The sequence below is a fragment of the Sphingomonas sp. genome, from assembly GCF_036387535.1.
Lineage (GTDB): Bacteria > Pseudomonadota > Alphaproteobacteria > Sphingomonadales > Sphingomonadaceae > Sphingomonas_R.
Genome location: NZ_DASVTO010000059.1, coordinates 1 through 10,771 on the forward strand (window position 1 = coordinate 1; position 10,771 = coordinate 10,771).

The following is a 10,771-nucleotide window of genomic DNA, read 5'->3' on the forward strand; positions in this document are numbered from 1 at the left end:
GAGTTCCCAGGGGCCGTAGTGGCGGGGCGGGGTGCGCCAGGAGATGGAGGCGAGCATGGCGATGCGCATGTGGGGGCCTTATGTTTCGGTCTGGCTGTTTTGGGGGGCGCTTGGGGGCGGGCGAACTGGGCCCCCGCGTTCGTGGGGGAACTAGGAAGGGCGGTGGAGGATGCGGCCTTCGTTGGGGGCGAGTTTCAGGTTCGTGGTGGTGGCGGAGGGGGGTTGATCCGGGCTTGCGGGGGGCGCTTTACCGGGAAGAGATCCCGGCGTTCGCCGGGATGACGGATGTGGGGAGAGGGTGGAGCAGAGGGTGTGCCACGTGCCGTGCGGGAGAGCGAGGCCGGCGGGGGTGTCCGTGAGGTTGAGGACGACCAGCAGGTCGTCGCCGCGGTGGTAGGCGAGGATCGCGTCATCCGGCGGGAGGAGGGCGATCGGGCCGGTGGCGAGCGCGGGATGCTGGCGGCGCAGCGCGAGCAGGGCACGGTGAAGGGTAAGGATCGAGGATGGTTCGTCCGATTGCGCCGCGACGTTGCGGGTGCGGTGATCGGGGTTGAGCGGGAGCCAGGGCGTGGCGCTGGTGAAGCCGGCGCCCGCGCTCGCGTCCCAGGGCATCGGGGTGCGGACGGGGTCGCGGTTGAGGCCAAGGCCGGGTTCGCGGCGTTCGCGCGGATCCTGCACCCGGTCGGGCGGGATGGCGACGTCCTCCAGGCCGATTTCATCGCCATAATAGATGGTGGGCGTGCCGCGGAGCGTGAGCAGCAGCATCGCGGCGACGCGCGCCTGCGCCTGACCGCGTTTGGTGGCGATGCGCGGGCGATCATGGTTGCCGAGTACCCAGTTGGGCCAGGCGCCGGGCGGCAAGGCGGCCTCGTACTCGGCGATGATGCGGTGGAGCGCGCGCGCATCCCACGGCGCGTCGATCAGTTGGAAGTTGAAGGGAAGGTGGACCTCCGGCCGGTCCGGCGTGCCGTAATAGGCCATGAGGTCGGGAATGGGGAGGTAGATCTCGCCGATCAGGACGCGGTCGGGATAGGCGTCGGCGACCGCGCGCATGTCGGCGGCGATGGCGTGGACCTCGGGCTGATCGGTGCTGTTGGTCTGCAGCACGCGGTGCATCGCGCCCATGCCGTCGCGGAAGGCGGGATTGGGGGGATTGTCGGGAAAGCCGGGCGCCTTGACCATGTGCCACAGGACATCGATGCGGAACCCGTCAACGCCGTGGTCATACCAGAAGCGCATCGCATCATACATGGCCGCGCGCACAGCCGGGTTGCGCCAGTTGAGGTCGGGCTGTTCGGCCAAGAACGCATGTTCATAATATTGGCCGGTCGCGGGATCGAAGGTCCAGGTAGGGCCGCCGAAATCACTGATCCAATTGTTGGGCGGGCCGCCACCCGGGGCGGGATCGGCCCAGAGATACCAGTCGCGTTTCGGGTTGGTGCGGCTGGACCGGCTTTCGCGGAACCACGGGTGCTGGTCCGAACTGTGATTGGGGACGAAATCGAGCAGCAGTTTCAGGCCACGGGCGTGCGCGGCAGCGATCAGCGCATCGCAATCGGCCAGCGTGCCGAAACGGGGATCGATGCCGGTATAGTCGGCCACGTCATAGCCGAAATCGGCCATCGGCGAGGGGTAGATGGGCGAGATCCAGATGGCGTCGACGCCCAGGTCCACGACATGATCGAGCCGCGCGCGGATGCCGTTCAGATCGCCGATGCCGTCGCCGTCGCTGTCCTGGAAGGAGCGCGGATAGACCTGGTAGATGACCGCGCTTTGCCACCATGCGGTCATGCGAACAGCGCCTTGCCGATATGGGTGATGCGGCAGGCGAGATCGGCTTCGCCCGAGGCGACGATATAGTGATCGCCGGCATCGACGATGCCGGTGGTGAAGACGACCGGAGTCGGCAGATAGAGACGGTCGGCGATCGGGGCGGTAAGCGCGGGGTTGGCCTCCAGCAGCGGGTTGTGGTCCTCCAGCCGGAGGATGCGGGTGGGATCGTCGCGGTCGAGCAGCGCCCAGAAGGTGCGGTAGACGCCGACCTGCGCACGGGTTTCGACGCCGTGATAGAGGATCAGCCAGCCGTCCGGCGTCAGGATCGGGGGCGTACCGCCGCCGATCTTCATCGCGGACAGGCTGTCCTTGCGCGCGCGCAAGCCGGGGGCGCCGAGCGGGCGCCAGTGAAGCGCATCGGGCGAGCGCGCGACGTTGATCGCCGGACCGCCGGCATAGGGGCTATCGGGCGGATAGGCGAAATACACCTCCCCCAGCGGGCGGGTGAGCGCGTGGAAGGCGCCGTCCACCAGCCCTTCGAACAGCAGCATGTCCTTGTTCTGATGATCGAGGATGATCCCGTCGAGCCGGTAGTCGAGGCCGTTGTCGCTGATGTGGAGCGTGGTCGAATGGCGTTCCGCGCTGACCGAGCAGGTGGTCATGTACCAGCGCTCGCCGATCCGGCTGATCCGCGCATCCTCCACCCCATAATCCTGATAGCCGGCGGCGGGGGCGACGGCGCGGTCATAGTGGACATGCAGGACGGTGCATCCGGCGGGATCGAGTTCGACCGGGAGCAGCCAGGACAGCGAGGTCAGGCCGAGGATGCGATGCGGGCGGCCCTTCAGCTCGAACTGGCGGGGATCGGCCATGTCGACCTGGTCCAGCGGAAACGCATCGCGGACATAGCCGGTCGGCGTCCAGCGGATCGCGTGCACATGGCCGTTCTGCACCGGTTCGGACAGCGCCTCCGCGATCCGGACCATCATCAGCAGGTTACCGGAGGGCAGGCGGGTGAAGCCGGGGTTGAATGCGCCGAGCACATGGGTCGGCGCGTCCAGCGTGGCGCGCAAGGGACTGCGGGTCAGATCGACATCTGCGGGGGTGAAGATGAGGGCGTCGTGCATCCGCTACATGATCCCCGGGAAGATACCGCCGTCGATCAGCAGGCTCTGGCCGGTGATGTAGCCGGCCATGTCGGAACAAAGAAAGGCGCAGGCGGCACCGAATTCCTCCGGCGTGCCGAGCCGGCGGGCGGGGATGCCGCGTTCGCGTTCCGCAAGGATATCGGCGGCGGGGCGGCCGGACCTGGCCGCCTGGCCCGCAACCAATGATGCGATGCGATCGGTATCGAAACTGCCGGGTAGCAGATGGTTGATGGTGACATTGGCGTGGGCGACGCTGCGCGCGATGCCGGCGAGGAAGCCGGTGAGGCCGGCGCGCGCGCCGCTGGACAGGTCGAGGCCGGCCAGCGGCATCTTTACGGAGCCCGACGTGATGTCGACGATCCGGCCGAAGCGGCGTTCGACCATGCCGTCGATGACGGCGTGGATCAGCATGGCGGGGGCGATCATGTTCGCCTCCAGCCCGGCCAGCATCGCGGTGCGATCGATCGTGCGGAAATCGACCGACGGCGGGCCGCCATTATTGTTGACGAGAATATCGACATGCGGAACCGTCGCGAGCAGCGCCGCGCGGCCGGCCTCGGTCGACAGGTCGGCGACCACGGGCAGGATCTCCGCCCCGGTTTCGGTGCGGATCGCATCGGCGGTGGCCGCCAGCCGTTCGGGATTGCGGCCGTTGATCACGATGCGGGCGCCGGCGCGGGCGAGTTCGAGCGCACAGGCGCGGCCAAGCCCCCGGCTGGAAGCGCAGACGATGGCGGTGCGGCCGGCGATCTTCAGGTCCATGGGGATTCTCCGTTCGGCCGGACGATGGCGCAGCGTGCCGGGCAGGGCAATGGCGGTCTGGCGGTGACGGGGTGGTCCGGGCTATGCGGGCGGCATGGAGCGCAGGACCGATCCGAACCCCGATCTGATCCGCGGCGTCGACCCGCGGTTCCTGGCGGCGCGCGGAATAAAGGGCCTTGCGGAGGAGAACGGGCGGATCGTGGTCGACATGACCGATCCCGACGATGCCGAGACGGTCGCGGCGCTGCGCTTCGCGCTGCGGCGGCCGGTGGTGGTGACGGCGGCGGATCCTGTGGTGGCGCCGGTTGCGGTGGCGGTGGAGGCGGCGCGGCCGAGCCTGCTGGGGCGGCTGGCGCAGGGGCTGGGCGATGCCGGTGTGGCGCGCTGGGTGGCGGTGGACGGTGTCGCGCAGCTGGTGGTGCGCGGCGCGACGGTTGCGGACGCGGTGGCGCGGGTGCGCGGCGACGCACCGGACGCGGTACTGGACCGGATCGCGGCCGGCGAGGCGCCGGAGGACTGGGCGGCGGCGCTGGCGGTGGCGCTCGCGGTGCCGGGGCGCGATGCGACGATGCTGACGCGGGTTGCCGGCCGGATGCGGTTCGAGGCGGAAAGCGCGATCGCGGCACGACGCGCCTGGCTGGTACCGGCGCTGGTGCCGATCATCGGGCTGGCGCTGGTCGGTTGGTGGGGGCTGTTGCCGGCGATGCTGTTGCCGATGGCGCGCGGGGCGATGCGACCGCTGGCGGTGGCGCGGCGAACCGGACGCGCGGTGGCGGTGCGGGAGGTGCTGGGCGAGGGCGTGATCCCGACCGATGGCCTGACCGCGGCCGAGCGCGACCGGTTGATGGACGATCCCGATGCTGTCATGCACGCGGTGGACGCGCGCGCGATGTTGGCGGTTGCCGGCGTGGGTGCGACGCTGGGTCCGCCGATGCTGGTGATCCTGGCGATCCTGGTGATCCTGCACCTTGGTTGAGCAGCATGGGCCCGCGACGGTCGCCCTGCCGGCGGAGGAGGTGTTCGCGGTGACCGTGACGGTCGCCGGGGCGATGACGCGGCGGACGGTGGCGGCGGCACTGGCCGGGCGGACGCCGGTGGCGTTGCGGCGGGTGGACTGGGGCTGGCGCGATCTGGGCGACGGCCGTGCGCGGGTGGCGATGGCGCACCGCGACCGGGTGGATGCCGCGGCGCGATCGGCCCGCATGGACGGGCGCGGGCGCGCGGCGGTGGCGGTGACGGGCGCGGACATCGTGCTGCGCGCGGCCCCCGTGCCGGTTTCCCCCTGGTGGATGCTGGCCGCGATCCCGCTGGTGACCGGCGTCGGTGCCTGGGCGCTGGCGGCGGAGGGTGCCGGCGTGCGGGTGCAGGCGGAGGCGGACGTGGCGGCGGTGTTCCGGCGTGCGAGCATGAGCGAGATCCTGGCGTTGCTGGACGCCGGGTTGCCACCGCGCGCGACGGTGCACCGTGTGGAGCGGCAGGCGGACGGGGCGATGGTTCTGGAGATCGATGTCATCGACCCCGCGCTGTTGCGCGCGGCGCTGGCGCGTGACCCGTCGCTGGCGACGTTTCGGACGACCGGACAGGATGTGGTGGCGGACCGCGGGATCCGGATGCGGTTGCGATCGGATCGGCTGTGACGAAGCGGTTCCTGATCCTGGCGCTGTTCGTGCTGGCGACGTCCTGGTGGGCGGCGACGATGCTGCGGCGGCTGGCGGTCGTGCGCGTGGAGCGGGCGACCGCCGCGGCGATGCCGCCCCGGATCGGCGGCAATGCCGCGGCGCGGGTGCAAGACGTCGCGCGGCGGCGTTCGCTGACGCTGATGCGCGTTGCCGCGGACGGCGGCGGGACGACCGTGGTGATGCAGGGGCCGGAGCGTGCAATGCGGCTGGCGCTGTCCGATCTGGAGGCGGGGCGGCCGGTGGTGCGGTTCCAGCGGTGGCAGATCCGGCCCGAGGCGGGGTTCGCCGACCGATTGCGGTTCGAGGGCGTCGCAATGGTGACACCGCGATGATCCGGTGGATGATCGCGGCCGCGATGCTGATCGCCATGCCGGTGCTGCTGCTGTGGGATCGGACGCCGGCGCCGATGGCGCGGACCGCGCCATCGGTCCGCGTGCGGCCGGCGGTGGCGGCGGTGCCGCGACGGCGCATCTTTGGCGGCGGGCTGGACGATCCGTCTGTGCCGGAGGTGGAGGCAGGTGCGATGCAGGATGTGCCGGTGCTGGTGGGTGTGGTCGGCCGCCTGCCCGACGCAGCGGTGGCGATGATCCGCGATGCGGACGGCCGCAGCCGACCGGTCGCGGTGGGTGCGACGACCGGGGACTGGCGTCTGGAGGGCGTGGCGGCGGACCAGGCGGTGTTTTCCCGGCGTGGCCGGCGGGTGCGGGTGCGGATCGTGGCGGAGGCGGAGGGCGGCTGAACCAGAAGCCTTCACACGATCGAACAGGCTGTTATTCGCCTTCCTGCAAGCAAAACGCTGTAACATCGGATATGTTACAGCGATCAGTAACCTTGATCAGGAAGTATTTTCCGGATCAAAGCATCTGGAATGATGTTTTACATGCACCACGAGTGATCACTACTTGTGGTCAGTGGAGGATATCCGGATGTATGGGAAAGTACGGGCAGCGTTGATCGCTGCGGGGGTCTGTGCGTGCGCTCTTCCAACGGCCGCCGGTGCCGTGACCTATATGGCCGATCTGGCGCCGGCGCGTGGGCTGTCCCCCGTCGGTCAGGTGACCGTCAATTTCGATCCCGTGGCCAATACCATCCGGTTCCTGGTGGCGGCGGCGGCGGGTACGCTGGCGCAGGGGGATCATCAACTGCACCTTCATGCCAATTATGCCGGCAACCTGCTGATCGGCGATCCGCTGACCCCGCAGGTGAAGGCGCTGGCCCCGGCGCTGAGCGACGACGTCGATGGCGATGGCGCGATCGAAGTGTTCGAATCGACCCCGGTCATCGGCGAATCCTTCTGGAACATCGCGACCGTCGCCGCAGCGGCGGACGGATCGCTCAATTATGACAGTGGCCTGCTGTCGACCGCGTCGTCCACCCTGTTCGCACCCGATCCGATCACGGTCGGGTCGCCGGGCGTGAGCGGGCCGGAGGATGTCGATTTTCCGACCAACATCGACAATATCGGCTTCTACAGAAGCGCGCTGGACCAGTTCAATCTGCTGGCGTTCGACATTCACGGTGCGCCCGATCCCGCCGGAATTGGCGCGACCCCCGGCGAAGTCGATGCGGTTGACGGGTTCGAAGCGCTGCGCCCCGCGCTGGCAGGGTCGTTCGCGGCCGTCGCGGCGGTTCCGGAACCGGCATCCTGGGCGATGATGATCGGCGGCTTCGGCGTGATCGGTGGCGCGATGCGCAGCCGTCGCAAGGTATCCGTTCGCTTCGCCTGACCGCCGTGCCGCAGATGTCGTGGTGAACGCCGCCGGACCGTCATGGTCCGGCGGCGATGGTGGAGGCGGGGCAGGACCCCGGATATCAGTACAGGCCGTTGATCTCGGTCGAGAGCCTTGGCCCGGTGGGACGGACCAGCAGGCTGTCGGCGGGTCGCGTGCGCATTTCCAGCGCGGCTTCATCGCCGCGGACACGGGCATATTGGCGATCGGTGGCCGCGTCCGCGCTGGCCTTGTCGCGCAGGATCGTGGGTTTCAGGAAAACGAACAGGGTACGCTTGGTCCGGCTGACCGACCGGCTTTTGAACAGGTTGCCGAGGACGGGCACGTCGCCCAGCAACGGCACCTGGCTGCGCGTGTTCTGGCGATCGTCGCTGATCAGGCCGCCCAGCACGATGGTGCCGCCATTGTCGGCCAGCACCGTGGTCTGGATCGCGCGGCGGTTGGTGATGAGATCGGCGGCGCCGGTGACCGCACCGACCAGCGACGATACTTCCTGGCTGACCTCCAGCCGGACGACATTGCCCGCATGGATGCGCGGGATGACGCGCAGCGTGATGCCGACATCCTGGCGGGTGATGGTGGTGAAGGGATTGGTGCTGTTGCCGTCGGTCGCGAAGCTGCCGGTGCGGAACGGCACATTCTGACCCACGACGATTTCGGCGGGCGTGTTGTCCAGCGTGGTGATGCTGGGCGTCGACAGCAAGTTGGCGCGGCTTGACGTGCTGAGCGCCTGAAGCAGGATGTTGAAGTTGCGGCCGATGCCGAGATTGGCGGTCAGCCCGTCCGTGAGCAGCCCGGCCGCGGTGACGGGGTTGATCGCGTTCAGGATCGAGCGGAGCGGCAACCCGACCGTGCTGGCCGACGAGGCGGCGCCGTCCGCCCCGACGATCGCCGCGGCGCCGGCGCCGAGCTGGATACCGAGCGCTTCGGCCTGGTCGCCGGTGATTTCCACGATCGCGGCCTCGATCTGGACCTGCGGACGACGGACGTCGAGATCGGTGATGAGCGGTTCGATCATCGCGATGGCAGTCGGCGTCCCGCGGACGACGATGGCATTGATTTCGGGCGCGGGCTGCACCGCCAGTTCGGGGGTGGCGAAACCCTGCGCCGCGGCCTGGGGATTGCCGGTGGCGCCGCCCAGCGTGCCGCCGCTGCCGCCCCCGATCAGCGACCCGAGGCCGCCGGTACCCGATTGCCCGTTGCCGTTGATGCTGCCGCCTGCGGCCGCGCCGAGCAGCGCGCTGTTGCCGGATCCGAGCGAACCCAGCCCCCCCGCACCCATCGGCAGGCCACCGGCACCCAGGCTACGCGCGACGGGGTTGTCGGCGGGGGCGGCGGCGGTATCGCCCATCAGGCCGCGCAGGACCAGCGTGATCGATTCGGCATCGGCATTGGTCAGCCGGAAGACGCGCGTGATCGGGGTGGCGCCGCCGGGTTGATCGAGCGTGCGGGCGAGCCGGCGCGCCTGCGCGATCGCAGCGGCATCGCCGCGGATCAGCACGATGTTGCTGCGTTCGTCCGCCACCACCTTTGCGCCATTTTCCCCCATCACCGCCTGGATTGCGGTGGCGACATCCTTGGCCGCGCCGTTGCGCAGTGTGATGCTTTCAAACGCGGCGCCCCCGCCGCTGTCGAGCGAGGCGGCGAGCCGTTCGATGCGGCGGACATTTTCGGCATAATCGGTGACGACGACCGCGTCCGGATCCGTCACGGCCTCGATCGTCCCGAAGCTGGCGACCAACGGACGGAAGACGCGGACGGCGGCATCCGGTTGCAGGTTGCGCAGGCGGATGAGCCGCGTGACGACATCCTGCGCGCCGACCGATCCGCGCCCGCCGCCGCCGCCATCGCGGATGGCGTTCGCCTGCGGGATGATGCGCCAGGCGCGGCCGGATCGCACCGCGGCGAAGCCCTGCACCCGCAGCACCGACTGGAACAATTCCCAGACGCCGGACACGCTGAGCGGTTCGGCGGAGGTGACGTTGACCCGGCCCTTGACCGCGGGATCGAGGATCAGGGTGCGGCCGGTGATGCGGCTGATCTGTTCCGCGACATCGGCGATTTCGACGTCGCGCATGTTGACGACGACATCGGCCACCGGTGCCTGTGCGCCGACGGACAAGGTGGGAACAAGGCTTGCCAGCGCGACGGCGGCGAGGAAACGGGTCGGGCGGATCATGCGATGTCCTTACCGGGCCGGGAGCGAGACGGCGATGGTGCGGCCGTTCCGGACGAGTTCTATGCGAAGCGGCGTACCATTTGCGGCGGCGGCGAACAGCATGCGATCCCGGTCGATATCGCCGACCATCGCGCCATTCACCTTTTTCACGACATCGCCGGGTTGCAGCCCGGCAGCGCGCATCGCCGGCGCGGCATTGGGACCGATGCGGTAGCCGCCCGCCGTAGCGGTGGCGCCGATGCTGTCAAGAAACGCCGCCGGGGCGTCCAATCCCATCGGAGGGGGCAGGCTGAGCGGTGCGGACTGAATCGGGACCGGCGCGGTGGGCGTCGGCAGGCCAACGAACGGCTGCGGCGTCGGCGTACCGGACGGGTCGGCTGGCGTGGCGGGTGCGCCAGGCTTGGGAAAGGCCAGCGTCTGGAGCCCCGATGCGGTACGGAGCACGACATGATCGATCGCGATCGAATCGACGACCGCGCCACCGGGCGCGGGATCGCCGATGTGGACGAGCAAGGCGGGCGTGTCACCCGACGAGATCAGCGCGGTCGATGCGCTGGCCGGCCGCGCGAACAGCACCGCGCGCAGCATCAGACCGCCGGTCGCGGCGGTGGTGGGCACGGCGGCGGCGCTGCCGAACGGGGCGCTGCCGGTGATCGCGCTCAGGTCGACCGGCGCGGCCGTTGGGACCGGGGCGGCGACCGGCGCGCGGGCGGGCAGGCCCGAATCGCCGGCGATGCGCCAGCTGAGCCCCGCCAGCGCAACGGCCACCGACACGATCACCGCGCCCGTGAACAGATCAACGCCGATTTCGGCGCGGCTACGGCTCATGATCCAGCCGCCGGAACCGGCGCGATCCGCGGGCCGCGATCGACGAAGCCGTTCAGCGTCACCAGCGGCGCGGCGCCGGGCGGGCCGACCGCGACATCGACACGGGACAGATCGGGATCGGGGCTGGTGCGCATCGTGGTCCGCACCTGCCAGCGTCGGCCCAGCATGTCGACCGTTCCCGCAGTGGCGGCGGCATCGGGATAGGGCAGGCCGAGTTCGGTCAGGCGATTTTCGGCGACCCAGAGCGCGGCCGCCCGCTGTTCGAGCCGGGCGATCGAATCGATATGGCTTTCGACCGCGCGGACGAGGCCGGCGGCGGCGACGCCGAGGATGAGGAGCGCGACCAGCGCCTCGATCAGGGTGAAGCCCTGTTCGCGGAGGCTGTCCGGCGTATGGGACGGAGGTCGATCCTGCCTGAAGTCCCGTCCGGTTGGAGATGTTCGCGGCACTGCCGGGGCCGGTGGCCCTCCGCGGGGCCGGCTTCTCGACAGGCTCGAAGCGAATGGGGGGGGCGGGATCGATCGAGGGAGGACGATGATCTTCGTCGATGCCTGTGACGACAGCCCGCTGTTGCCATAGATCCGTTTGGTTCGAGCCTGTCGAGAACCTGCTGACCTGTTCGACTGGGCATGAGGGAGCAGTCCGGCGCGAAGGCTCCTCGACAGGCTCGAA

The 10,771-nt window shown here is 69.8% G+C and carries 11 protein-coding genes; 5 read left to right on the forward strand and 6 right to left on the reverse strand.

Going from position 1 to position 10,771, the window contains the following annotated elements; all coding sequences use genetic code 11:
- Positions 1-150 precede the first annotated feature (150 nt).
- The 3 genes from VF649_RS04870 to VF649_RS04880 are packed head-to-tail and all read right to left on the reverse strand — an operon-like array spanning position 151 to position 3,683.
- Entirely contained in the window at positions 151-1,791 is a 1,641-nt protein-coding gene (locus tag VF649_RS04870; RefSeq protein ID WP_331010833.1) for an alpha-amylase family glycosyl hydrolase, read from the reverse strand.
- Positions 1,788-2,900, reverse strand: a complete 1,113-nt coding sequence (locus tag VF649_RS04875; protein ID WP_331010834.1) for a glycosidase — start codon at positions 2,898-2,900, stop codon at positions 1,788-1,790. Before VF649_RS04875 ends, VF649_RS04870 begins: the two co-directional genes overlap by 4 nt.
- A gap of 3 nt (positions 2,901-2,903) precedes the next feature.
- Entirely contained in the window at positions 2,904-3,683 is a 780-nt protein-coding gene (locus tag VF649_RS04880; RefSeq protein ID WP_331010835.1) for an SDR family oxidoreductase, read from the reverse strand.
- A 94-nt stretch (positions 3,684-3,777) separates the two neighbouring features.
- Between VF649_RS04880 and VF649_RS04885 the strand changes: the two genes are divergently transcribed.
- From VF649_RS04885 to VF649_RS04905, 5 genes are all read left to right on the forward strand, one after another.
- Positions 3,778-4,659, forward strand: coding sequence for a hypothetical protein (locus VF649_RS04885; RefSeq protein ID WP_331010836.1), 882 nt, complete (start codon positions 3,778-3,780; stop codon positions 4,657-4,659).
- On the forward strand, positions 4,652-5,320 hold the full coding sequence (locus VF649_RS04890) for a hypothetical protein (protein ID WP_331010837.1): 669 nt from the start codon (positions 4,652-4,654) through the stop codon (positions 5,318-5,320). The genes VF649_RS04885 and VF649_RS04890 overlap by 8 nt, the downstream gene beginning before the upstream one ends.
- A complete protein-coding gene (locus VF649_RS04895; RefSeq protein ID WP_331010838.1) occupies positions 5,317-5,694 on the forward strand; it encodes a hypothetical protein in 378 nt (125 codons plus the stop codon). Before VF649_RS04890 ends, VF649_RS04895 begins: the two co-directional genes overlap by 4 nt.
- Positions 5,691-6,101 carry a hypothetical protein gene (locus VF649_RS04900; protein ID WP_331010839.1) on the forward strand — a complete coding sequence of 137 codons (411 nt, stop codon included), beginning with the start codon at positions 5,691-5,693 and terminating at the stop codon, positions 6,099-6,101. The genes VF649_RS04895 and VF649_RS04900 overlap by 4 nt, the downstream gene beginning before the upstream one ends.
- A gap of 262 nt (positions 6,102-6,363) precedes the next feature.
- Positions 6,364-7,089: a PEPxxWA-CTERM sorting domain-containing protein gene (locus VF649_RS04905; RefSeq protein ID WP_414713640.1), complete on the forward strand. Its 726-nt coding sequence runs from the start codon at positions 6,364-6,366 to the stop codon at positions 7,087-7,089.
- 85 nt (positions 7,090-7,174) lie between these two features.
- Here VF649_RS04905 and gspD read toward each other — a convergent pair whose 3' ends face one another.
- From gspD to gspI, 3 genes are read right to left on the reverse strand one after another with little or no spacing between them, the layout of a single operon-like run.
- Positions 7,175-9,271 (reverse strand): type II secretion system secretin GspD, encoded by a 2,097-nt coding sequence (gene gspD / locus VF649_RS04910; RefSeq protein WP_331010840.1) that lies wholly within the window; start codon positions 9,269-9,271, stop codon positions 7,175-7,177.
- A 9-nt stretch (positions 9,272-9,280) separates the two neighbouring features.
- Entirely contained in the window at positions 9,281-10,099 is an 819-nt protein-coding gene (locus VF649_RS04915; RefSeq protein WP_331010841.1) for a type II secretion system protein N, read from the reverse strand.
- The gene (gspI, locus tag VF649_RS04920; RefSeq protein WP_331010842.1) at positions 10,096-10,548 is read right to left on the reverse strand and encodes a type II secretion system minor pseudopilin GspI; all 453 of its coding nucleotides are present in this window, start codon (positions 10,546-10,548) and stop codon (positions 10,096-10,098) included. Before gspI ends, VF649_RS04915 begins: the two co-directional genes overlap by 4 nt.
- Positions 10,549-10,771 lie beyond the last annotated feature (223 nt).

Excerpts from the sequence above, each read along its gene's own strand:
- VF649_RS04875 (WP_331010834.1), bottom strand. The coding sequence starts at position 2,900 with ATGCACGACGCCCTCATCTTCACCCCCGCAGATGTCGATCTGACCCGC.
- VF649_RS04915 (WP_331010841.1), bottom strand. The coding sequence starts at position 10,099 with ATGAGCCGTAGCCGCGCCGAAATCGGCGTTGATCTGTTCACGGGCGCG.
- VF649_RS04870 (WP_331010833.1), bottom strand. The coding sequence starts at position 1,791 with ATGACCGCATGGTGGCAAAGCGCGGTCATCTACCAGGTCTATCCGCGC.
- VF649_RS04885 (WP_331010836.1), top strand. The coding sequence starts at position 3,778 with ATGGAGCGCAGGACCGATCCGAACCCCGATCTGATCCGCGGCGTCGAC.
- VF649_RS04880 (WP_331010835.1), bottom strand. The coding sequence starts at position 3,683 with ATGGACCTGAAGATCGCCGGCCGCACCGCCATCGTCTGCGCTTCCAGC.
- gspD (WP_331010840.1), bottom strand. The coding sequence starts at position 9,271 with ATGATCCGCCCGACCCGTTTCCTCGCCGCCGTCGCGCTGGCAAGCCTT.
- VF649_RS04900 (WP_331010839.1), top strand. The coding sequence starts at position 5,691 with ATGATCCGGTGGATGATCGCGGCCGCGATGCTGATCGCCATGCCGGTG.